General features: G+C 40.7%; 22 protein-coding genes. All 22 read right to left on the reverse strand.

Going from position 1 to position 24,616, the window contains the following annotated elements:
• Positions 1–166: 166 nt before the first annotated feature.
• Positions 167–523: a cupin domain-containing protein gene (locus G588_RS0102215; RefSeq protein WP_022777126.1), complete on the reverse strand. Its 357-nt coding sequence runs from the start codon at positions 521–523 to the stop codon at positions 167–169.
• Positions 524–585: 62 nt separating this feature from the next.
• Complete coding sequence (locus G588_RS0102220; protein WP_022777127.1) at positions 586–1,176, reverse strand: DUF6033 family protein; 591 nt, start codon at positions 1,174–1,176, stop codon at positions 586–588.
• A 235-nt stretch (positions 1,177–1,411) separates the two neighbouring features.
• On the reverse strand, positions 1,412–2,047 hold the full coding sequence (locus G588_RS0102225) for a cytidylate kinase-like family protein (protein WP_022777128.1): 636 nt from the start codon (positions 2,045–2,047) through the stop codon (positions 1,412–1,414).
• 45 nt (positions 2,048–2,092) lie between these two features.
• Positions 2,093–3,025 carry an RluA family pseudouridine synthase gene (locus G588_RS0102230; protein WP_022777129.1) on the reverse strand — a complete coding sequence of 311 codons (933 nt, stop codon included), beginning with the start codon at positions 3,023–3,025 and terminating at the stop codon, positions 2,093–2,095.
• Positions 3,025–3,564, reverse strand: coding sequence for a signal peptidase II (lspA, locus tag G588_RS0102235; protein WP_022777130.1), 540 nt, complete (start codon positions 3,562–3,564; stop codon positions 3,025–3,027). The genes G588_RS0102230 and lspA overlap by 1 nt, the downstream gene beginning before the upstream one ends.
• 20 nt (positions 3,565–3,584) lie before the next feature.
• Positions 3,585–4,688 carry a 3-dehydroquinate synthase gene (aroB, locus tag G588_RS0102240; protein WP_022777131.1) on the reverse strand — a complete coding sequence of 368 codons (1,104 nt, stop codon included), beginning with the start codon at positions 4,686–4,688 and terminating at the stop codon, positions 3,585–3,587.
• An 86-nt stretch (positions 4,689–4,774) separates the two neighbouring features.
• Complete coding sequence (locus G588_RS0102245; RefSeq protein WP_022777132.1) at positions 4,775–5,287, reverse strand: cell division protein SepF; 513 nt, start codon at positions 5,285–5,287, stop codon at positions 4,775–4,777.
• An 81-nt stretch (positions 5,288–5,368) separates the two neighbouring features.
• Positions 5,369–6,922, reverse strand: coding sequence for an HlyD family efflux transporter periplasmic adaptor subunit (locus G588_RS18860; RefSeq protein ID WP_196804930.1), 1,554 nt, complete (start codon positions 6,920–6,922; stop codon positions 5,369–5,371).
• A gap of 105 nt (positions 6,923–7,027) precedes the next feature.
• Entirely contained in the window at positions 7,028–7,447 is a 420-nt protein-coding gene (locus G588_RS0102255) for a hypothetical protein (protein ID WP_022777134.1), read from the reverse strand.
• Positions 7,448–7,594: 147 nt separating this feature from the next.
• Positions 7,595–8,557 (reverse strand): D-alanyl-D-alanine carboxypeptidase family protein, encoded by a 963-nt coding sequence (locus tag G588_RS0102260; RefSeq protein WP_022777135.1) that lies wholly within the window; start codon positions 8,555–8,557, stop codon positions 7,595–7,597.
• Positions 8,541–8,936, reverse strand: a complete 396-nt coding sequence (gene mgsA / locus G588_RS0102265) for a methylglyoxal synthase (RefSeq protein WP_022777136.1) — start codon at positions 8,934–8,936, stop codon at positions 8,541–8,543. Before mgsA ends, G588_RS0102260 begins: the two co-directional genes overlap by 17 nt.
• Positions 8,937–8,940: 4 nt before the next feature.
• On the reverse strand, positions 8,941–10,065 hold the full coding sequence (locus G588_RS0102270; protein WP_022777137.1) for an FtsW/RodA/SpoVE family cell cycle protein: 1,125 nt from the start codon (positions 10,063–10,065) through the stop codon (positions 8,941–8,943).
• A 15-nt stretch (positions 10,066–10,080) separates the two neighbouring features.
• Positions 10,081–12,939: a penicillin-binding transpeptidase domain-containing protein gene (locus G588_RS0102275; RefSeq protein ID WP_022777138.1), complete on the reverse strand. Its 2,859-nt coding sequence runs from the start codon at positions 12,937–12,939 to the stop codon at positions 10,081–10,083.
• Complete coding sequence (mreD, locus tag G588_RS0102280) at positions 12,932–13,456, reverse strand: rod shape-determining protein MreD (protein WP_022777139.1); 525 nt, start codon at positions 13,454–13,456, stop codon at positions 12,932–12,934. Before mreD ends, G588_RS0102275 begins: the two co-directional genes overlap by 8 nt.
• 9 nt (positions 13,457–13,465) lie before the next feature.
• On the reverse strand, positions 13,466–14,335 hold the full coding sequence (mreC, locus tag G588_RS0102285; protein ID WP_022777140.1) for a rod shape-determining protein MreC: 870 nt from the start codon (positions 14,333–14,335) through the stop codon (positions 13,466–13,468).
• Positions 14,335–15,339: a rod shape-determining protein gene (gene mreB / locus G588_RS0102290; RefSeq protein WP_022777141.1), complete on the reverse strand. Its 1,005-nt coding sequence runs from the start codon at positions 15,337–15,339 to the stop codon at positions 14,335–14,337. The genes mreC and mreB overlap by 1 nt, the downstream gene beginning before the upstream one ends.
• 10 nt (positions 15,340–15,349) lie before the next feature.
• Complete coding sequence (gene radC, locus G588_RS0102295) at positions 15,350–16,066, reverse strand: RadC family protein (RefSeq protein WP_022777142.1); 717 nt, start codon at positions 16,064–16,066, stop codon at positions 15,350–15,352.
• A 94-nt stretch (positions 16,067–16,160) separates the two neighbouring features.
• Positions 16,161–17,459, reverse strand: coding sequence for a methionine gamma-lyase family protein (locus G588_RS0102300; protein WP_022777143.1), 1,299 nt, complete (start codon positions 17,457–17,459; stop codon positions 16,161–16,163).
• Complete coding sequence (miaA, locus tag G588_RS0102305) at positions 17,449–18,378, reverse strand: tRNA (adenosine(37)-N6)-dimethylallyltransferase MiaA (RefSeq protein ID WP_022777144.1); 930 nt, start codon at positions 18,376–18,378, stop codon at positions 17,449–17,451. Before miaA ends, G588_RS0102300 begins: the two co-directional genes overlap by 11 nt.
• Positions 18,378–20,432 (reverse strand): DNA mismatch repair endonuclease MutL, encoded by a 2,055-nt coding sequence (mutL, locus tag G588_RS0102310; RefSeq protein WP_022777145.1) that lies wholly within the window; start codon positions 20,430–20,432, stop codon positions 18,378–18,380. Before mutL ends, miaA begins: the two co-directional genes overlap by 1 nt.
• Positions 20,432–23,074: a DNA mismatch repair protein MutS gene (gene mutS / locus G588_RS0102315; RefSeq protein ID WP_035787746.1), complete on the reverse strand. Its 2,643-nt coding sequence runs from the start codon at positions 23,072–23,074 to the stop codon at positions 20,432–20,434. The genes mutL and mutS overlap by 1 nt, the downstream gene beginning before the upstream one ends.
• 81 nt (positions 23,075–23,155) lie before the next feature.
• Positions 23,156–24,610, reverse strand: coding sequence for a tRNA (N6-isopentenyl adenosine(37)-C2)-methylthiotransferase MiaB (miaB, locus tag G588_RS0102320; RefSeq protein ID WP_022777147.1), 1,455 nt, complete (start codon positions 24,608–24,610; stop codon positions 23,156–23,158).
• Between the last annotated feature and the right edge of the window lie 6 nt (positions 24,611–24,616).

Here is a 24,616-nt window from a genome sequence, read left to right on the forward strand (position 1 = left end):
CTCAATACATTAGTGGCTTACGTATACCTAAAATTGCATTCTATATACCATTCTAGATTTCTCAATGTTTAACGAATTAGTTAGCATGCTCAATATATTATCGGTTATGTATAACTATAACTGCATGCTAACTATTCGTTAAACATGTGTTTTGCGAATAGTTGGATTATACAGCACTATGAAACCAAAATACCTTAACCGCCTCGCTATCCTCATTTCTTTTAATAGCATGTACCGTTCCGGCAGGCGCTATCATTGCAAGCCCAGGATATACATCAAATTCCTTATCATCAAATCTGGCCTTTCCCATTCCTTCCAGCACAAGAAAACCTTCCTGATCCGCGTGAACACCACCTTTTCCATATTCTGTACTTTCATAAAAGGTAAATCCTGCCTTACAGCCGGCGACGCAGCCGTTTTCTGCAGTTAACACATCGCAGCTGTGTCTTTTATCTCTTTTCATCTCATCAATAATCTTATTAGAATCTGCGTAAAACTCCATGGAGTAAACATCCTTTCTCATATGCCAATAAAAACAGGGTGAAACCTTATCTTAGTCTCACCCTGAGTAATATTATATCACGTTCATTTAGCTTTTGATCCTACAATTGAATTTATCAGTGAATCCATCGACGTATCTGAGTAGCTATTTCCGTTTATATCTGCAAAGAAGTTAATCTTGCCATTATTATCTACCTTGATGCCAAAGTTTGCAATGTCATCAGTCTCGTCTGTGTTTTCACCGATTTTCTGACTCATATCGGAGATAGACTTCATAGCATCATCTATCTGCCCCATAAGCTTATCTTTGGCTTTCTTATCCTTTGGATCATCTGATGCAAGAAGCTTCATTTCATCCTCTGATAAGATAATACTGTACTCGAGATCACCACCAATCTGTGAAAGGTCATCATCCGGTCCTGCCACAAATACATCGGCATTATCATATTTCTTCTGAAGCATGTCTGCAACTTTTCCAAACATCTCAGCTTCAGGAGAAAACTCAAGCTTTGCGCTCTCTCCGAACAATTTATCGGTCGCGGAAGCTTTTTCCTTTGTCGTACTACTCTTTTGTGACTGGCTGCGTGATTTGGCACCGGAAACAGGGCCGTTTCTTGAATTGGCTTCAGACGGTCTGAACAACTGGTTGATGTTGCCACCTATGTTATTAGCCATAGCGTTCCTCCTTGAAAACTATAAGCAGAATCCTTTCTGCATAAACCGGTTAACTTGCAATGTGGGGCATAATGTAACAGACTACCCCTAATTAATCTAGTTTTAGTTGAGGCCATTGTAACATCGATAGGTCAAAAATATTATTAAATAAGAATTAAATAATATCCAAAATGAAAAAAACTTCCACACTATTAAAATAGAATTAGGAAGTTTTTTTCATAAGGCAATTATAAAATTATTTTTTTCTCAACTGTTCAAAATCTTCAATGTACTGAATTATGAACTTAACGGTACCTTCTACACCAAGAATGCTGGAATTGATAGATAAATCGTAGCTATCTGCTCTGCCCCATTTCTTGGAAGAATAATAGTTATAATAGCTCTGACGCTGTTTGTCTTTCTTGTTCATCATATCTCTGGCTTTATCATCGGAATTAATATCGTCAAAGCGCTCTTTTATTCTCTTTATCTTGAACTCTTCATCTGCGTGAATGAAAATGTTCAGCACATTATCATAATCACCAAGAGCATAATCAGCGCATCTACCAACTATTACGCAGGGACCTTCATCAGCAATCTTCTTGATAGTATCGAACTGAGCCAGGAAAACCTTATGGCTGATAGGCATATCAACGAAGCTCGATGAATTATATCCAAATGAATAAGTATCCATAACAAGATTATATAAAAAAGAATTAGTGGGCCTCTCATCGTGATTCTGGATCATTTCCTCACAGAATCCGCTCTCCTTGGCAGCTCGTGATAAGAGCTCTTTATCATAGCATTTAATACCAAAATGCTCGGCCACCATTTCCCCAATTTCTCTTCCGCCGGAACCAAATTGACGACCAATTGTTATAATAGTATTCATATTTGCAGTCCCCTTTACACAAATATTTTATAGTTTTATTTTATACTATTTCAAAATATCTAGCAAATGCGAAAAATACTGAGGTAACGGTGCATCCGTCTCAATGTACTCTCCGGTTGTCGGATGAATAAATCCAAGTGTCTTGGCATGAAGACACTGCCCTTCTAGCTTAAATTTGCTCTTTCTTCCGGATGCATATACATCATCTCCCAAAAGAGGATGCCCGATATGGGCCATATGAACGCGAATCTGATGAGTTCTGCCGGTTTTGAGCTTACATTCTATATATGTAAATCCATCCTCATAAAAGCGCTTTAGAACGCGATATCCGGTATAGGCTTCTTTCCCTCCGTTTTTTACTACTGCCATTTTCTTCCTGTCAGCAGGGCTTCTTCCTATAGGCTCATCCACGAAACCTTCGTCTTCCTCAATAATTCCATAGCATATAGCATGATATACTCTGTTAATACTATGCTCCTTGAGCTGATTGGCAATTATCTGATGAGCTTTGTCATTCTTACAAATAATAACAGAGCCTGTGGTGTCCTTATCAATTCTGTGAACAATTCCCGGTCTCATAACACCGTTTATACCGGACAGATTTTCCTTGCAATGATACATAATGGCATTTACCAGAGTATCACTGTAATGACCGGCTGCGGGATGAACTACCATGTTTTTGGGCTTATTTACCACAATAACATCATTATCTTCATATAGAATGTCCAGCGGAATATCCTGAGGCAGAATCTCCGGAATCTGCAAGGGCGGAATCTCCATTACAATATGGTCGGATTCGCTGACATTGAAGCTGGCCTTCACATTCTTATCGTTGCAAAAGACCTTCTTGTCATCAATAAGCTTTTTGATATAAGAACGCGAAAGAGAATCAATAAGCTCACTGATAAGCTTATCGATTCTCATACCTTCATATTCATCAGTCACATAAAAATCAAATACTTCTTTGTTATGATCCATTATTTGAATTCCCTGAATTTATTCTGTTGTCTGAAGCTCAAAAAACTGAAGTCGCTCTCTTTGTAATAAAAAAGGAAAAGGATTACAAAGAAAAAGGTTGAAACAGTAACGTAAATATCAGCTACATTGAAAATAGGAAAATTGATAAGGACAAAATAAATAAAATCAACTACATAATCCTGCTTTACCCTGTCGATCATATTTCCCGCTGCGCCGCTGGCTATCATGGCCAGCAGTATATGCAAAATATTGTACTTCTTGTCATCAGGAATCCTGAAAAGAACGTATCCGATAATAAGAAGTATCAGCGTTGCAACCAAAACGAAAAATACCTTCTGATTCTGAAGCATTCCAAATGCTGCGCCGCTGTTTTTTAAGAAATTCAGTTCCAACACACCGTTAATGATTTTGATCGGTGGCTTATCCTGCAGATGCATTACAGCCAGATGCTTGGTAAACTGATCAAGAAAAGTCAATAAAACTATAAGAAGAACATCCACAACAAGAAATATCTTCTTTTTCTTAGACATTGTATTCATAAAAAACCTCTGTAAATTATTTAATCATTTGTTTCAACATAGATGATCTCATTAAGAGCAGCTCTCATCTCTTCGTCCGTGACATCCATGGAAACCACTGCCTTACCTATTGCCTTTAGAAGAATAAATCTGACTTTATCGGAATCAGACTTTTTGTCAGACTTGGTAAGACGTATAACTTCTTCCGGGTCAATATCTTCAATGGAAATCGGAAGGTTAAACGGAACAAACATATCCCTTATCTCATAATACTCTTCCATAGAGATCATCTCTTTTTTCCAGGAGATATAAGCAGCTGCGATAGCTCCAAGAGCTACACATTCACCATGGAAAAGTGTAAAATTCTTGGCTTTTTCTATTGCATGCCCGAGAGTATGTCCAAAATTAAGGAGCATTCTCTCCCCTTTTTCTGTGGGATCCTTTTCAACTACCGCCTTCTTGACCAGGCAGCTTCTCTCAATCATTTCAAGAAGTGTGTCATCTTCCTTGTCATTGATCTCATAGATGTTATCAAGAAGCCATTCATAGAATTTCTGGTCTTTGATAAGACCATGTTTCATGACTTCGGCAAAACCTGAAGCATACTGCCTTCCATCAAGTGATTTAAGTGTTGAAATGTTAATGTAAACAAGGCTTGGCATATGAAAAGCTCCAACCATGTTCTTGTAGCCTTCATAATCAACTCCGGTCTTGCCTCCGATACTTGAATCAGTCTGGCTAAGAAGTGTTGTCGGAATCTGAACAAAGGCTATTCCGCGAAGATAAGTAGCTGCGGCAAATCCCGCCATATCTCCGACTACTCCTCCGCCCAGTGCAACAATCAGGTCATGTCTGTCAAAATGATTCTCTATAAGGATCTTGTAAATCTTGTTGATATTTTCAAGGTTCTTATTTTCTTCTCCGGCACTAATTGCATGAATGATAACTTTGTCACTGATCTTTGAAAGCTTAGCTGCGATATCATCTGCATATAACGGCTCGACATTAGTATCTGTTATGATTGCAATCTTGCGCCCTTTCTTACCAATCTGTTCAACTGCAGCTGCAAGACCATCAAAACTGTTGTCAATAATAATGTCATAGCAAGGCTTGTTCTCGTAATTAACTGTAAGTGTTCTGCTCATTATGTTCGTTTACTTCCTTGTCAAATATGATAATACAAAAAGGCTGTTGACTATCAATCTAATGTCAACAGCCTTAAAATATACTATTAGTCGATCTGCTGCGGACCATCTGATATTCCGCCGCCAAGGGCTCCCAGCATTGTCTGGAAATCACCTGAAATATCAACACTTGCAGGTGTGATAATAAATATATATCTTGAAATTTTCTGAAGATTACCGGATATAGCAAAGCATGAACCGGATGTGAAATCAATAATCCTCTGTGCTATATCTACATCTAAGCCTTCAAGATTAAGTACAACCGTCCTGTTAGCAAGAAGTGTCTCTGTGATCTCCCTTGCATCCTCAACAGATGTAGGTTTGATAACAACAACTTCCATACCGGCTGTGCTGACTTTCTTGGATCTTGCAGGCACAACCTTAGGCGCTGTCTTTTTCTTCTCTTCTGTTACTTCGATACTGGGATCATCTTTTCCGATAGGAGCCTGATTGTTGATAGCTTCTATTTTAGAACCTGGATCATAATAGTCGTCGTCGTAATATTCGCCGTCATCCCCATTAAGCTGAATTGCTTTTAAAAACTTATCCATTACGCTCATATCTATTTACTCCTCAATTAAATTTCCCAACAAAAACCCATATAATATTAACGTAGTTTTACACAATCTGTCAACTTTTAATCACTCAGAAGCTTCATTGGAAGATTCTGAATTGCCTTCTTCTGACGTTTCTGTGATTTCTTCCTCTGAAGATATTTCATCCGAGGCTTCAGAAGTGGCATCGCCGCTAACTGAATCAGCGTCGGTAACATCATCGTCATTCCCGGAACCACTATACCTGGATGTACCATTCTCATCAACTGCTGAAGCATCCAGAACTATATAGTCATATACGTTAAGGCCATACATGGTATTGGATCTTACAATAGAATACTCTTCGTTACTGTAAAGAATCCTTATCTGTCGGAAATCGGCATAGCCCTTATTTATATTGTACACGCCAACAAGAGTATCCGTTTTGCTTACCGTAAACCTGTCATTAGAATCAGTCTTGATCAGCCTGTCTCCTGATCTTAGCTGAGATGTGTCGACATAGTATTCCGTTTCAGTTTCATTATAAATAGTGAGATTCACAAATTCAGAGGTTTCATTGCCCTGCTCGTCATATTTACTGCGTAGAACTCCTGAAGTGTTATCGTTATTCTTGATAACATAATCTTTGGGCAAAAGATAGAAAGTCTTATTCACGATAGATGAATTAGGAATTTTTAGTCCCTTCTGATCCTCTGTTATAAGTTCAATGCTAAGATACCTGTCTCTGCAAAAAGTTATCATCGAATTGGTAAAAGTAAATGCTACGAAGGTATTGCCGTTTTCATCCGTATAGCTCGATACTTTCCCCCAGGATTCATCCTGATTCTTGATAAATCTGATCTTAACATATTCAAGATCAAGAAGTTCCTGAACCTTTTTCTCGTCATTTTCGTTAATGACTACCGACCACTCCTCGCTGGTACAGAGCTTGAAAACAGGGTCTCCCGGCTTAACCAGGGCGTTATTAATAAGCTGCTTCTTCTCATAACCTTCCTGATCAAAATCTTCTGCCTTGAGGTCATGAAGGCTCTTTTGTTCGTAGCCGTCAATAGAATAGATTACAATTCCGGTATCCGGTGAATATTTGTATCCTATGGAATTGAGTGCGGATCCCGTGTTATTGAGGGACTGGATATTCTGTAAAATATTGTTATTGGCAAGTTTCTGTACAGTTCCGTTGAGACTTATCTTGAAATCGTATACTGTATAAAAAGAATGCTCATCAAAAGTCGAATGGAAGCTTACTATCTGAGATCTTAGTTCAGACATGTCTGAATCAGACAGCGCAGCTTCTTCTGTTCCCTGAGACTTAAGATAATCAAGAAGTTTGCCGGATTCATCAACTGTATAAATCAGATTGCCGACCGCAACTCTTCCGCCCTCAGAGGCAAAATAGTTAACATTTCCGGCGCTGTCGCTTTCAATGATCTTCTCATTTCGAAGAGCTATCGCCTCGTAAATATTATTACTTGAAAGTGAGCCTTCCTTAACTTCGTAGCCGATTATATGATCCTTTCTCAAATAAGTCACAACACTTATGACCACATAGATGGCTATTACGGCAAAAAAGATCATACCGATGTTGAGATTATTTAAGTTGCCGGGATATTTGGTAATCTTGCGGCTTTTATTCTGTGCCATTCCCCAATCCTTTTTTCTTTCACAGGGCATGTGCCCCTTACTCCTCATAAGATAAGCCGCGGTAATTCCGCGGCTTATCAGAATAATCATATTAAAAATAACTTATCAAAGGGATACAACTACCTTTGATCTTACAGCCTCAGGAAGTTCTGATTCATCCATAGAAACGCTGAGCACGAAGTCAATCTTGAACTTCTCGCTAATCTTTTCAAGCTTTTCAATTGTTTCTGTCATGTCAGTATCTTCAAGACATGCAATCTTAAGGAAACTATCGAAATACATCTGCTGGAGATCATGGTCCTGAGAAATAATACCACTTACGAATCCGATGAACTCATCGGGTGTTGAAATCATAAAATCAGAAACTACTATAAGACGGATCTTGTTGTTTAACTCATACATGTGCTTAGTGTTCTTATCCAAGAAAGCAATACTGCCGAGTACGTTCTTAACCTCGGTATTAACCCTGTCCAATAAGCATTTGGTCTTTCCTTTTCCCTTTTTCCCAACTATTAACTGAACCATTGGCATACCCTCCATCAAGTAAAGATTTAATTGATGTATTAATTATAAGTTATGCAGGGTCAAAACACAACCTAAAATGAAGAATTATTAAATTAAAACAAACGTTATTAAATTTATGTAAAATGGCTCGAATTATCAGTATTCATGCTACTTTGTGATAACTGATAAGAGCTTGGTCATGTCAGAATAAAGGGTTCCGCTGTCACTATCCTTCATGATAACGGAAATATAAGGATTGCCACTGGTATCTCTTGCAAGGAGTATCAAACAATGGCCTGCAGCCTGAGTTGTACCGGTCTTTCCACCGATAACGGTAACGCCTGTAGGTGCGGAGCTCTTGCCGGCAAGATAAGCATTGGTAGTGCCGATGGATACCTCTTTGACTCCACCTGCCGAATCCAGATATGTGGTATTGTATTCAGTCATATTTATTATTTCACTGAAGGTATCATACTGCATGGCAGCATTGAACATCAGATACATGTCATAAGCAGTGACGTAATGCTCATCAGCGGTAAGACCATGCGGATTGGCAAAATGAGAATTGGTGGCACCAAGCTTCTTAGCCTCAGTATTCATTAGTTCCACAAATTCATCCACTGAACCTGAAATATTTGAAGCAATAAGATTAGCTACGTCATTTGCTGAATAGATAAGCAGGATCCTAAGAGCCTGATCAAGAGTCATTCTGTCTCCCTGCTTAAGGCCGATCTTCTGCGCTCCGCTCTCTGTTACTCCAACATCGCTGCCTGCAACAAGAACCTGATCCGGGCTTCCGTATTTGAGCGCGCAATAAGCCGTCATTACCTTGGTAAGACTGGCTGGCATCACTCTTTCATTTACATTAAGTGCATATAGGGTTTCTTTGTTTTTTAAGTCAAAAAGACCGGCACTGAGGCCCTCATCGATAGAAATTCCGGCTTCAGTAATATCAGAATTAACAACACAAATCTCTGAGGCATATGTAGGATAAAACATGTTTTGCCTATTGCCTGCCTCAGATGAATCAAGTGTGTATTTAGATGAATAAGAGAATCCGGCACAACCGGATACAGAAACGCTAACAGCAAGGCTCAGTATAACAGCTGTCAGCTTATTTATACATTTCACGCCACTCAAGGTCTCCTCTGTCAAGTGATTTAATAAGCAGTTCTGCGGACGCAAGATTGGTTGCTACAGGTATATTGTGCATATCACAAAGAGTCATGACATTATTGATATCCGGTTCATGAGATTTGACCGTAAGAGGATCTCTAAGAAAGATCACAAGGTCAATTTCATTATGTTCAATTGCTGCACCGAGCTGCTGTGAGCCGCCCAAATGTCCTGCGAGATATTTATGAATTGAAAGGTTGGTTACTTCCTCTATCAGTCTTCCGGTAGTTCCTGTAGCAAAAAGATCATTTTTACTAAGAATACCTCTGTACGCAATGCAGAAGTTTTGCATAAGTCTCTTTTTTGCGTCATGTGCTATAAGTGCGATGTTCATTAACTTACACCCTCCCCAGGTTATATTTGTTACTTTGGAGTCTTACATTTAAAACAAAGCCGATTCCCATGTAGACAGAAAGAAGCGATGTCAGACCATAACTTACAAACGGAAGCGGAATACCGGTGTTGGGAATAACTCCCGTTGCAACACCAATATTGATGAACCCCTGAAATCCGACCCAGGCTCCTACACCGGCAGCAATTACCTCACCGGCTCTGTCTTTGGCTTTTAGTGATATCAAAAAGCATTTAACTGAGATACAAAGAATCAGGAGAATAACAATAAAAGCTCCAATAAATCCCAATTCTTCGCCTATAACAGTAAAAATAAAGTCTGTCTGAGATTCTGAGATGAATCCTCCATTTAGAACGGAACTGATCTCATTGGTATTGTAACCTTTGCCGTAGAGCTGCCCGGAACCTATGGCCATCATTGAATTAATAGTCTGATAAGCCTCGGAATTGGCATAGTCCTCGGGATGAAGCCACGCAAGAATACGCCTCTGCTGATAAGGTTCAAGGATACTGCTCTCACCCTGTACAGCATTATAAATTACAAATAAAACTGTTGGTATGGATACAGTGAGTACCGCCGCAACTATCTTCCAATTGATTCCGGCAACAAACATGATGCAGCTAAAGATTGTCATTACCATGATACAGGTAGAAAGATCCGGCTGACTTGCAATCAGGCCCAATGGCACCGCCAAGAGAATAAGGCAGATTAAAACAAAACCCAAATGCTTAACTTTATCTTTATATTTCATAATAAACTGCGCAAAAAATAAAATCAATAAAATTTTGGCTGTCTCTGAAGGCTGGAAGGTGATTCCCAAAATATTAATCCATCTCTGGGCACCGTTTGTGGTACTTCCCAGCGGAGATTTAACCAATGCCAAAAGTGCCACATTTACAATATAAAAGGGAATATACAATTTAATCAAAAAAGAATAATCCAATAAGGAAATGAATACCATCAGGAATATTCCTGCGGCAAGTCCGGCTATCTGCTTGGTCACAAAGGAAGGCTGAGCCGAACTAATGGCAAACAACCCTATTATCGTGAGCGCTATGGACATCGCAGCCAGTGCGAAATCATAATTGATTATTTTGTACTTCTTTATCATAAAAAAATTTCCTTTTTAATCAGCATTAATAGCGCCATCCTGCAAGGTCTGTGCTGTTCCGGAAATGATCTCATCCTCATCCATAAGGTCAAAATAATAAACCAGCGCATCCTTGGTAATCTGAGCCGCATAAGCGGATGTATAACCATTAGCTATTCTGGTAGCAATGGCAATCTCAGGCTTTTCATAAGGAGCATAGCATACAAACAGGGAATGGTTAGGCCTGTTGGCTGATTCCTGGGCTGTACCGGTCTTACCTGCAACATTTACGCCAAGATTGGTGTAATAAGGCTTATCCTGAACCACCTGTCGCATTCCAAGATGAATCGCATTCCAGTAGGAATCAGGCATATCGATGGTGCTTCTTATCTCTGCAGAATTCTCTTCGAGAAGGTTACCGTTGGAATCCGTTGTCTTATCTACCAATGTGAGATTGTAGCAGGTTCCGCTGTTAGCTACAGTTGTAACATATCTTGCAAGACCTACTGTTGTATAGGCCTGATTACCCTGACCAATCGCTGTTCTTACAGAGTCCTGATTGGATATCTGAGGTTCTGATTCAGCTATCTCAATACCTGATTTTTCAGTAAGTCCGTAGAGGTCAACGTATTTCGCAATCTTTTCAAGACCGACATCTGATTTGTAGGAATCTCCCGAAATACCAAGTCTGTAACCAACTTCGTAGAAGAATACGTTACAGGAATTCCTGATTCCACCGGTCACATTAAGTCCTCCGTGGGCTCTGGGATAAACCCAGCATTTTGGCGGATGATCAAGCTTATCAAAAATACCGTTGCAGTATATGATTGAGTCGGTTGTTATAACTCCTTCGTTAAGGCCGGCTGTTGATGATATCATCTTGAAAGTAGAACCCGGAGCAGTCTTTTGCTGCGTAGCATAATTATACAGCGGATTGGACTTATCACTTCGAAGCTTAGCATAGTAGGCCGCATCAACACCGTTGGCCATCATGTTGTTGTCATATCCGGGATAAGAAACAAGCGCAAGCACATCACCGGTATTAACATCCGTAATAACCATGGATCCGGTACAAGGGTCCAAAGCCAGCTGCGCAGGAGTGATATCCAGCTTCTGAATTCTGTTGATCATAAAGCTGTATGCACTCTCACCGCTTCTTTGCCATAAAGAAAGCTCGTCTTCATCAAGAGTAACAGCTTCCTGTTCAAGAAGTACATCACATACCTGTGTTCCGCTAATATATCCGTCAAGAAGAAGGTATTTGTACATTCTTGTCTGGAAATCATAATCTGTTTCAAGAACCTTAGAGGTATACGTAACGATCTGATTAAAAATCTGTTCAGAATCCGCATACTGATTGTCAATTTCCAGTTTGGAAACATCGATCCAGTTCATCGCAATGGCATATTTCAGGTACTCTGCAAGTGAAATAGTCTCATCTGTAGTCCAGGCAATGTACATGGAATCTTCTCTATCCACCTTGGATGTGTCCAAAATACCATTGGAATAAAGCATGGCAGCAATATGACTCATATACCACTGGTATTCCTTGGATAACTGATCATAAGGAGTTTTCTTCTCATTGAGCTCAGTCTTTATCTGCTCAAGAACATTTTCATTTTTCTCAACAAAGGCTGCATATACTGCCTGCTCATTTTCCTTGGCATCCTTAGCGGATAGATGATTGATGTTAATTACATCATTGTCAAACATAGCAAAATAGACATCGTAAATCGGTATTACGATGTTACTGGAGCTGGAGGCTGAAGTATAAGTATAAGTTTTGACATTCTGTATCTTTGAAACAAGAATACCGGCAAGGGACTGCTCAATAATGTTATAGCAAGCCTCAGTAAGATCCTTATCAATTGTAAGGTATACATCATTACCGGCAACAGAATCCACATAGTTACTGGTCTCAATTACCTGACCTGTATTATCTACATATACGGTTTCTGAACCTTTTTTGCCCTGAAGAACACTCTCCATGGCCTGTTCGATACCGGACTTTCCAACAGTATCGTTAATTCCGTAAGAAGGGTTAGTCAAAACAAGCTCGGCAAGTTCATCTTCAGATACCTTGCCTGTATAACCCAGTACCTGTGAAAAATATACTGAGTCAACATACTTTCTTGCAGTGCTCTCATTGATTGAGACACCGGTAAGGCTCTCGGAATTCTCCATAACATCAGCCACTGTTTTGTCACTGACATCAGAAGCTACTATAGTATCAATGTATTTCTGATACGAATTTGCCGCCATGTTAAATCTGACATTCAGTATCTTAAGTGCCCTGTCAGGCGTATAGCCAAGTCTTGGGGTAAAAGTAGAGTTGTCATCTTCCACTTCGTTTGAACCTATTCCATAGGTCTTGCACAGATCATCAACAACCTCTGTTGCTGACTTTGTTTTTTCCTCGTATTTGAGGTCATTAACGGAAGCATGACCGTAAACATCCGCAAGAAAACGAAGAAGTGAATTGCCCTCAACTGTAAATTCGTAATTACCGCTATCGTTGATAATAATATTGAAATCCTGATCGACACTGTCGCCGTTCTTTTCAATTATTTCAATAAGCTTATCAAGCGTAGCGTTGATCTTCTTGTTCTTACCGGAGCCGGATTTATAAACATCTTCAATAGTGACAGAATTGGCCAGCTCGTTGTAAGCAAGAAGATTGCCGTTTCTGTCATAGATATTGCCTCTGGCTGCAGGAATGCTTTTTTCCTTCTTGATTCGCAGTTTAAATGAATCAAGATAATACTCACCATTAATTATCTGCAGCGAAAAAAGTCTATAGATCATGATCGATGCAAGAAGGATCAATACTCCACAGACCATCACAGCTCTGGACGTTATGAATTTAATCAGATTCTCTTTAAATTCATCAAACAAATTTCTTTGCTTCCTTTTCTTCCTTCTCATCTATATCGTTGTTTATCCGCAGAATCAAAGGATAGTATAATATCGCAACAATGGCCGTGTAGACCATTTCAGGAATAATCACATTCATCATATAGTAACCAAGATTGAACTTTGTTCTGAACAAAAACATGAGAACATAGCAGACAAATCCAAAAACAAAATCCGAGATTGTTATGATGACAATGGGAATCGCAATATTCTGAGTATAGAATATCTCATGGAATTTACCTACCACGAACCCTATATACATATAGATCAGAGCAAAGAAGCCTATATATGTGCCAAAAAACACATCAACCAAAAGGCCACAGAAAAAACCGCAGATCAGGCCTTGTCTGTCACCTTTGATAAAGGCTGTGGCTGACGTAAGGATCATCAAAAGATTAGGTGCTATATCACCGAAATCCAGAACTCTGAATACCGTTGTCTGCACTATAAATGAAAGAATTATTAAGATGAAGTTCGTTAATACTCTTCTGATATTCATCTGGTACCTTTACTGATTGGTGTCTTTCTTTTGTTCCAAAATAACAAGAACAACATTCATATGCTCAAAATCAACTGCAGGTGTCAGTGTTCCTGACTTGGTAAGATTGTTGGAGTCATCATCAAGCGTGGAAATATAACCTATAAGGATTCCGGGAAGATACTTATCACTGATATTGGAAGTAACAATCTTATCTCCCACTTTAACCTTATCTGCTTCGTCAACAAGCTTGGAAAAATTTATAAGTCCCTGGCTGTATAATTCCAGGTCACCGGATACAATCAGATTATCCGAGGAAGACAGAACCATACCTGAAACAGAAGAATTATCTGCGATTATAGACTGTACTTTGGCCCAATCAGGTCCTACATCCATTACTCTTCCCACAAGACCTGCGCCGGCAATAACATTCATATCAACGGCAATGCCATCGTCGCTTCCCTTATCAATCACAAAGGAGTAATACCAGTTACCGGCATCCTTGGCGATTATTCTGGCTCCGGTCTTCTTGTAGTTCTCATATTGAGCATCAAGAGCATAGAGTTCGCGAAGTTCAGTGAGCTCATACTTTTCCTGTTCAAGATTGGTATTGGCTATAGTTAGTTCATCAATCTGTTCCTTTAGCTGTTCATTCTCAGAAAGAAGCTGAGTAATTGATGAGAGCCTGTCTCCTGACTGTTTGAGAAATGTGCCAACGGTGGTTATACCCTTCTGAAAGGGCACAATAAAAATACCTGTAAACGAATTCAAAGGTCCGGTAAACAGGCTTGTATTAAAGGTTATGACAATCATTCCCGTACATACTATTGTTAAAATAAAGAGGAGATATTTACTTGGCAGAGTAAATTTGTCTCCTCTTCTCTTGATAATGGGACTCATTATTTATCCTCTTCAATTCCATATGCAAGAGCTTTGTACTGATCTTCTCTTATGATCTTGGCAAGTCCAAGGGCACCTGAGCCGATTGGATTCTCAGCGATATTAACATTAAGACCTACGCCGTTTGAAAGTCTCTGTGCAAGATGACATACCTGAGAAGCACCACCTGTAAGGTAAAGTCCGTGCTTGAAAATATCAGCAGCAAGCTCCGGAGGAGTCTTCTCAAGTGCAGCTTTGATGTTATCAAGGATAACATCGAAGTTCTCGATAAGTGCCTGATTAAGAAGATCTGTAGGAATCTTACGCTCAACAGGAAGACCTGTTACAATATCTCTTCCGTAAACAACAGCTTCCTTACCCTCTTTCTCAAGTTCCTTAAGAGAAATCTTAACATTTTCGGAGGTCTTCTCACCGATAAGAAGTCCAAATTCCTTACGAATCACGTTTCTGATGGACTCATCAAACTTCTTGCCACCGACCTTTATAAGCTTACTTACAACAATACCTCTAAGAGAAAGAATAGAGATCTCAGTTGTATCATAGCCTACATTAACAACAAGAACACCCTGTGAATTCATAACGTCAATATTCATTCCAAGGCCATCTGCAAGAGGCTTCTTAACCATCATGATCTTTTTGGCTTTGATTCCTGCATCATTGATAAGATCATGGAAAGCTCTTCTCTCTACCTCTGTTACGTCCTTGGGAACAGTGATATATACTTCGCAGGGCTTAACATTACCTTTCATCTGATCTGTAAGGAAAAGCTTAACCAGAGTCTCCATATGCTCAATATCAGCAATAACTCCGCTGTTAAGCGGATAAGAGATCTTGATCTTATCGGGAGCCTTCTCATACATCTCATATGCAGAATTGCCATAAGCAAAAACATTTGTCTTGTTCTCGATGGCGATCATATTCTTCTCAACTGTGAGGTTATCCTCATCTCTGTTGTAAATCTTAATATTACTTGTTCCAAGATCGATTCCGAAAATATTAGCCAAAACTTCCTCCTTAATTCCACATGAGCCCCTTCTCGGCTATGCTCGTGTAGGTATTATCTCCGATTATTATGTGATCGATCAGGTTAATATCCAGCATACTCCCTGATTCTCTGATTTTATTGGTTATTACTATATCCGCCCTGCTGGGGGTGGGATCGCCGCCGGGATGATTATGCAAAAGAAGCACGTTGGAAGCACTGCATTTGAGTGCCTTCAAAAACACCTCCCTGGGCGATAAAGCAGATGAATTGACAGTACCTATGGATAATACCGACTCATCAATAAGCCTCAATCTGTTGTTGAGACATAGAAGAATTACTTTCTCACTATCCTCATGTCTCATTTTCTCCATGTAAAAAGTCGCAACCTGTGAAGAAGAACTGCAATCCAGAGAATTTCTGGTTATACTGCAGGCCATGCGCTTGGAAAGCTCCGCAATACACTTAAGTTTAACAGCCTTAACCTCGCCAACTCCGTGTACCTTCTTGAGTTCATCAACTGACAGGGAAAAAAGACTGTTCAGTCCGCCTTCCCGTCCTGTACCCATATTCAAAATCTTTCCTGCAATATCAACAGGTGACGCATCCTTCGTTCCGGTTCTGATTATGATAGCGAGAAGCTCAACGTCTGTCAGACTCTCCGGACCGAATTTCAAAAATCTTTCATAAGGAAGCATATCTCTGTAGACACTTCCCTCTGCCAGCATCGTATTAAACGAATTAAGCATCTAAGTCCCTCTGTACGTTTCCGGACGATCACAAAAAGACTCATTAAATATATTATCACAAAATCAAAGGTATGGTATAAAAACCTTTATAAACTTATGCTTTTAAATCAGCAGGATTCACAAGCCCGGAATTTACAAGGCTCTGCAGCGTCTTGAGAATACCAAGTTTGGCGTGGGGCCAGGTAAGTCCTCCCTGGAAAAATACTGAATAAGGAGGCTTGATCGGACCGTCAGCCGAAAGCTCAATTGATGAACCGGAGACAAACGCGCCTGCAGCCATAATAACCTGAGCATCATATCCGGGCATATCCCAAGGCTCAGGAGCAACAAAGGAATCAACCGGCGCAGCTGCCTGTACACCCTCACAGAAGGCAATTACTCCTTCAGGTTTACCAAAGGTCACAGCCTGAATTATGTCAAAACGATCCTCGGTTGCATTAGGATGAACCGAAAATCCCAGCTTTTCATATATATTAGCAGCAAAAATAGCTCCTTTTAACGCGGAAGCTGTTACAGTCGGTGCTAAAAAGAATCCCTGATAGAACTGAGGAAGAATTCCAAGCGATGCACCAACCTCTTTGCCAAGTCCGGGTGAAGTAAGCCTGAATGCAGCATTCTCAACGCATTCCTTCTTGCCTGCAATATATCCGCCGATGGGAGCGAGTCCGCCGCCGGGGTTCTTGATAAGAGATCCCACAACCATGTCTGCTCCGAGATCGGTAGGTTCTATCGTCTCAACGAACTCTCCGTAGCAGTTGTCTACCATGCAGTAAACATCTTTCTTTACAGACTTGATAAATGAGATAAGTTCTCCGATTCTCTCAACGGAAAGTGTGGGTCTGGTCTGATATCCCTTTGAACGCTGAATTGTCACAAGCTTAATATTGTCATGTTCAAGCAGAGCTTTTTTAATATTATCAAAATCAAAACCGCCATCAGCTAAGAGGTCCACCTGACAATATTCAATTCCGTATTCCTTAAGAGAACCCTTGGAATCTCTGATTCCGATAACCTCTTCAAGGGTATCGTAGGGCTTACCTACAGGTGAAAAAAGCATATCACCCGGGCGAAGATTACTCATAAGCGCAAGAGCAAGTGCATGGGTTCCACAGGTAATCTGAGGTCTCACAAGAGCATCCTCTGTATGGAAAACCGATGCATATACAGCTTCCAGCTTCTCTCTTCCTATATCATTGTAGCCATAACCTGTAGTACCAAGAAGGCAGGCCTCAGATACCTTGTTATCCTGCATGGCCTTTAAGACCTTAAGCTGATTATACTCTGCGTTTTCATCGATTTTCTTAAAACGCGGAGCAAGTCCTTCCAAAATTTTCTCTCCAAATTCAAATACTTCCTTGGATATACCAAGTGCTTCATAAATATTACTGTTCATAAATCCTCAAAATCTCTTTCAAAACTTTATCGTCGTCTCTGTCAAACAAGGATTTGTCGATCCAGATGGAATCATCCCTGTTTCTATACCAGGTAAGCTGTCTCTTGGCAAAATGCCTGGTATTTCTCTTGATCAGATATATTGCCCTATCAAGATCATATTCTCCTTCAAGATATCCTATCATTTCCCTGTAGCCAAGGCCCTGCATGGAAGTTGCAGTCTTTGGAATATTCATCTCAAGGAGTTTTCTTACCTCTTCTTCAAGTCCCTCTTCTATCATCTGATCAACTCTTTTGTCTATGCGTGAGTATAACGTATTTCTATCATCTGTCAATACAAAGCATTTAAAGTCATAGGGAGAGGTTCTCTCATGCTGTTCGCTGTTATGCCGGGATATAGGTTTGCCCGTCTTCTTATAATACTCAAGGGCTCTTATCACTCGTTTGGAATTGTTCTCATGAATTGCTTCTGCAGATTCAGGATCAACAGCCCTTAGTTCTTCATGAAGAACATGAACTCCCTCAGTCCTTGCTCTTTCCTCCAGTTCTTTTCTGTAGGAATCATCTTCATCGGTCTCGGTAAAATCAATATCGTAGATAACCGCCTGGATATAGAATCCTGTTCCGCCAACGATTATCGGTATCTTCCCCCTTGAAGAAATATCTTCGATAGCTTCTTTGACCATTTTCTGGAAAAGAAAAACATTAAAATCCTCTTTTGGATCAAGAAAATCAATAAGATGATGGGGCACCCCAGCCATTTTCTCAGGTGTTATCTTATCGGTTCCGATGTTCATGTATTTATATACCTGCATAGAATCAGCGGAGATTATCTCTCCGCCAATTTCTTTTGCAAGATTTATTGATAATTTGGTCTTTCCCACCGCAGTGGGACCTGTGATAATGATAAGTTTCTGCATTATTCAACAACTCTCTTAAACTTCTTGTCAATCTCATACTTACTCATAGAAATAATGGTAGGTCTTCCATGAGGACAGTTATAGGGATTGTCAAGGGTCAACAGTTCATCAAGAAGTGCTTCCATCTCCTGCCTTGTCATTCTTGTGTTTCCTTTGACGGAAGCTTTGCAGGCCATGCTTGCAATCTTATAATTTATAACATCAGGAGTTCTGTCAAGTCCGGTCTCGTGAGACAGTTCATCCAGAATCTCAGTAAACATCACTTTTTCGCTCTCACAGCCAAAAAGATCGATGGGAATAGCTCTCATAGCATATTCATGGCCGCCGAAATTCTCAATGTTAAAGCCAAGTTTCTCAAAATACTGTCTGTAGGATAAAAACATCTCTTCCTCAGCTGAAGTCAGAGTAACGATAACCGGAGGATTAACCATCTGAGAAAGAATATCGCCTGACTTGTAGCGTTTTATAAGTCTCTCGTAATTAACCTTCTCGTGTGCAGCATGCTGATCCACAAGAAACATCTTATCTTTAAATCCGATTATCCAGTAAGTTCCGAATATCTGACCAAGAATCTCATATTCCTTGACGTTATCCTTGGTAAGAACCTTTTCATCAAAAAGATTGAGCTGCATTGGCTTTTCAACAACAATAGCCTCTTCCTGTTTGATGATTGGTGATGGATGCTCGCTTCTTTCTGCCTTTCTTCCGTCAGAATCTCCGAATATTCTGGTCCAAAGTGCAGATTTGGAAGGATCCTGTATTCTGATTGGCTCTTCCTTAACGCCTGTGGCATAAACAGGCTTTTCTTCCATTACACGATTTTCTTCAAAGCGAAGCTTTTCAAAAGGCTCCGGAGCACGTTGCGGTGCTTGTTCAGGTGAAGCCTTAGGCTTGTTTGGTGCCTCGCTGTCATCGAAGAAAACATCATCCTTCGGATCAACTTTTACAGGGGTTATGACAACCGCTGTGCTGTCATTGTCCTGCTTCTTCTCAGCCTGAGCTTCCTTTTGCTTTTGCGCTTTAGCTTCTTTAAGATCATCTCCAAGAAGTGCATCGGGGATCATTTCCTTTCTGCTAAGCACCTCTTCTACACTTGTCTTAATGAAATCATATAGCGCAGTCTGATTATTGAAGCGAACCTCAAGCTTGGCAGGATGAACGTTAACATCCACCATCTCAGGATCCATGCGAAGGTGAAGGACCGCAAAAGGGAACTTGTGCATCATAAGATACTGCTTGTACCCCTCTTCAAGTGCCTTTGAAATAATCTTATCCTTAACGTATCTGCCGTTCACAAAGAAGATCTCGAAGTTACGATTGGAACGGTTGATGGAGGGCTCTCCAAGATACCCTTCAAGAGTCATTCCGTTCTTCTCTGCTTTTATTGGCACAAGGCTTACGGAAATATCTCTTCCGTAGATCCTGTAAATAAGCTCCTTAAGGTCTCCATTACCTGAAGTAGAGAATTTATCCTCTCTGTTATTGATGTAATGGAAAGATACCGTAGGATTATCAAGAGCAAGATGCTCCATCACATCGCCGATATAGCTTCCTTCGGTCTGAGGCGTCTTAAGGAATTTCTTTCTTGCCGGTGTGTTATAAAAAAGATTCCTGATAATAAGGCTTGTACCGTCGGGAGCACCTATTTCCTCAAATCCCGCTTCTTCACCGCCATTGATGGAATATCTGGTACCTGTTATATCATCGGCAGTCTTGGTGATCATATCAACCTGAGCCACGGAAGAAATGCTGGAAAGAGCCTCTCCTCTAAAGCCAAGGGTATGAATATTAAAAAGATCATCTATATCCTTGAGCTTACTTGTGGCGTGTCTTTTGAAGGCCTTTCTTATCTGACTCTTCTCAATGCCGCAGCCGTTGTCGGTAACCCTTATCATGTCGATTCCGCCGCCCTTGATCTCAACGGTTATAGCGCTGGCGCCGGAATCTACAGCATTCTCCACAAGCTCTTTAACAACGCTTGCAGGTCTTTCCACTACTTCTCCGGCAGCAATCTGATCTATGGTATTTTTATCAAGCTCGTTTATAAAGGCCATTAGCTTTTCCACCTGTTTTTAAGATCGCTCTGAAGCTTATAGAGCGTGTTAAGTGCATCCATCGGTGTCAACGTGGTAATATCAATTTCCTTTAATCTCTTAAGAACATCCTCATCGGTAACTGTATCGAACAATGACATCTGGTCTATATCCACATCATCGTAATGAGTAACCTTGGTTTTCTTAAGATCCTTGCTATCCTTGGCAATACTCTGTACTTTCTCGGTAATATCATTGTCGGTGAGCTCTGACACGATTTCTTTTGCCCTATCAATAACCATATCGGGAACTCCGGCGAGTTTGGCTACCTGAATACCGTAGCTCTTGTCGGCGCCGCCCTTAATGATCTTACGTAAAAAGACGATGTCGTCTCCATTTTCCTTGACGGCAATACAGTAATTGTTGACGTTGTCCATTTTGCCTTCAAGTTCTGTAAGCTCATGGTAGTGAGTTGCAAAAAGTGTCTTAGCGCCAAGTATCTTCCTGTTACTGATATGTTCAGTTACAGCCCATGCTATTGCAAGTCCGTCGTAGGTCGAAGTGCCTCGTCCGATCTCATCGAGAATAAGAAGTGAGTTGGGAGTTGCATTCCTTAAGATATTAGCAACCTCATTCATCTCTACCATGAAAGTGGACTGTCCGCTTCCAAGATCATCCGAAGCTCCTACTCTGGTGAAAATCCTGTCTACTACACAGATATCGGCCTTTGAAGCAGGGACAAAGCTTCCTATCTGAGCCATCAGTACGATAAGCGCAACCTGTCTCATATAGGTGGACTTACCGGCCATGTTGGGACCTGTGATTATTGAAATACAATGCTTTTTATTATCAAGGAACGTATCATTGGAGATAAACATATCCGAGGTATCAAGCATCTTCTCTACTACAGGATGTCTGCCGCCTTTTATGTTAATTGCTCCCTTATCATTCATGGAAGGCTTAACATAATGGTTCTTCTCAGCCACGTGTGCAAGTGAAGAATATACATCAAGAAGAGCTATAGCCTTGGCTGTTGCCTGTATCCTATCGATCTCAAGAGCAATTGAATCTCTGATCTTGCAGAACATCTCGTATTCCAGGTTATTGAGCTTGTCCTGGGCATTGAGAATAGTGTCCTCCAGCTCCTTAAGAGCAGTTGTGGTATATCTCTCGCAGTTGGTAAGAGTCTGTTTTCTTATGAAGTAATCAGGCACCTGATCCTTGAAGGAATTGGTAACCTCGAAGGAATAGCCGAATACGTTACTGTATTTGATCCTTAGGTTCTTGATGCCAGTTTTTTCCTTCTCTTCATTCTCCATCTCAGCGAGCCAGGACTTGCCTTTGGTTCCGGCTTCTCTGAAATGATCGATATCTTTATCAAAGCCTTCCTTGATGATTCCGCTCTCCTTGATGGTAAGTGGCGGCTCCTCAACAATGGCCTGATCTATCAGCTGGTAAATGTCGGTCAAAGGATCAAGCTGATCCATAAGAGCATGAAGTTCCTTATCATCCTGTACATCCAAAAGAGAAGTTATAATTGCAGGAATCATTTTGATGGAATTCCTGAATGCAAGAAGGTCTCTGGGATTAGCTGTTTTGAAGATGATCTTGGACATAAGTCTCTCAAGATCATAGATTGGGCCCAGATACTCTCTGATCTCCTCCCTTGTAACTACGTTCTTAAAAAGAGCCTCAACCGCGCTCTGTCTCTGAACTATAAGCTCCTTATCAATAAGCGGCTGCTCTATGAAGGACCTTAAGGTTCTTGCGCCCATAGCGGTTTTGGTCTTATCAAGTACCCACAAAAGAGTTCCCCTCTTTTGCTTATCCCTCATGGTCTCTACAAGCTCAAGGTTTCTTCTGGTGGAAGAATCAAGAAGCATGTACTTGCTGGTAAGATACGGATAGACATGAGTTATATTGGAAATATCCGATTTCTGCATATCCGTAAGATACTGAAGAAGCGCACCGGCAGCGACAATGCCGTTAGGGAAATCGTCCACTCCAAGACCTATCAGAGAAGAAACCTTGAAATGCTTAAGCAAAAGCCTCTTACAGTTTTCTTCATCGAAATATCTGGCTTCCAAAGGATTGACAAAGATCTGCTGTCTCTCCTTGAGTTCGTTTATATCAATTCCGCTTAAGGTAAAAGCATCATTGCAAATGATCTCGCTGGGACAATACTTGCCAATCTCATCAGATACTGCTCTGAGATTGTCTACCTCTGTGAGATAGTAATCTCCGGTTGTCACGTCGGCAATTGAGATTCCGATCCTGTCTGATGCATAGAGGATACACATAAGATAATTATTCTTGGTCTCCTCCAGTGACTGCATATTCAGGTTGGTTCCGGGAGTTACTATCCTTGTTACTTCCCTTTTGACGATACCCTTGGCAAGCTTGGGATCCTCCGTCTGCTCGCAAATTGCAACCTTGTAGCCACGAGACACCAGCTTGGTAAGGTAAGAATCCACTGCATGATACGGAACACCGCACATCGGTGCTCTCTCTTCAAGTCCGCAGGCCTTACCTGTAAGCGTCAGCTCCAGCTCCTTGGATGCAACAACTGCGTCATCAAAAAACAACTCGTAAAAATCGCCCAATCTGTAAAACAGTATGCAGTCGCCGTTCTCCTGCTTAGTTCTAAGGTAGTGCTGCATCATCGGCGAAACTTTTTCTATATCAACATCCTTAAACGTAGTAAGATTTTCCACGTTTATATATCCCCTGTTCTCTAAACTTTTTTATACCATTTTGCCCATGTAATAGAAACCATGGCACTCATCCAGCGAAACCTTAACCAGGCTTCCGATAAGCTGTTCATCTCCCGGAAAATGTACAAGAGTGTTGTTAGACATTCTTCCTGTCAAAAGAGATGAATCGTGCTCGTTTACTCCCTCCACAAGCACCTCTTCTATTCTGCCCTGAAGCTTTTCTGCCTGCTTCCTGGCATTTTCCTGAACCACCAGAAGAAGTCTGTCAAAGTTCTCCTTAACCAGCTCTTCCGGAACCTGATCCGGGAATCCGGCAGCAGGTGTTCCTGTTCTCTTTGAATAAATAAAGGTAAAGGCATTGTCAAAATGTGCCTTGTTAACAACATCTATGGTGTCATCCACATCTTCTCTGGTCTCACCGGGGAAGCCAACAATAATGTCTGTGGTGATGGCAACCTCAGGAAGCTTTGTTCTTATCTTGTCAACAAGAGCAAGATAGCTGTCCTTGGTGTACTTCCTGTTCATTCTGCGAAGTATTTCGGTGTTACCGGACTGAAGTGGCAGATGTATATGTCTTGCAATCTTGGGATTGTTCTTAATAGTCTCAATAAGCTCGTCCGAGAAGTCCTTTGGATGAGGTGTCATGAATCTTACTCTCTCAAGTCCCTCTACCTTACAAACCTCCTCTATCAGCTGAGCAAAGGAAATCTTATCGGGATTGCCATCCTCAAAATCAAGTCCATAGGAATTGACATTCTGTCCAAGAAGCATTACTTCCTTAACGCCGTCAGCAGCAAGTTTCTCACATTCTCTGATAATATCCTTTGGAGATCTTGACCTCTCTCTGCCTCTTACGTAGGGTACGATACAGTAGGTGCAGAAATTATTACAGCCAAACATAATATTTACGCCTGATTTGAAAGGATACTTTCTGAATACGGGAAGATCCTCAACAATCTTGTCTGTATCCTTCCAGATATCAATTATCATTCTGTCGGATTCGAGGCAAGTACATAAGAGCTCTGCAAACTTGTAGATATTATGTGTTCCGAAAATAAGATCAACAAATCTATAGCTCTTTTTAATCTTATCTACAGCTGTCTGCTCCTGCATCATGCATCCGCAGAGCGCTATCTTCATATAAGGATTTTTTTTCTTGAAATTACTGCACTGCCCAAGACGTCCGTATACTCTCTGATCTGCATTATCTCTGACAGTACAGGTGTTATAGATTACAAACTCACTATCTTCTGAGTCAGACTCCTCATAGCCGACAAGTTTAAGAATTGCAAGGAGCTTCTCGGAATCCCTTGCATTCATCTGACAGCCAAAGGTTACTACGCAGGCTCTGGGTGTCCTCCCAAGCTCCTTCTTCATATCTTCTACATAGCCTTTAGCCTTTTCAATGAATTCAAGCTGTCTTAAGCTCTCAGCATCGGTTACTTCTTCTTTTGAACTGTTTAAAATGTTAATTTCTTTACTCATTACCTG

The sequence above is a fragment of the Butyrivibrio sp. AE3009 genome (genome assembly GCF_000420845.1).
Classification (GTDB): Bacteria; Bacillota; Clostridia; order Lachnospirales; family Lachnospiraceae; genus Butyrivibrio.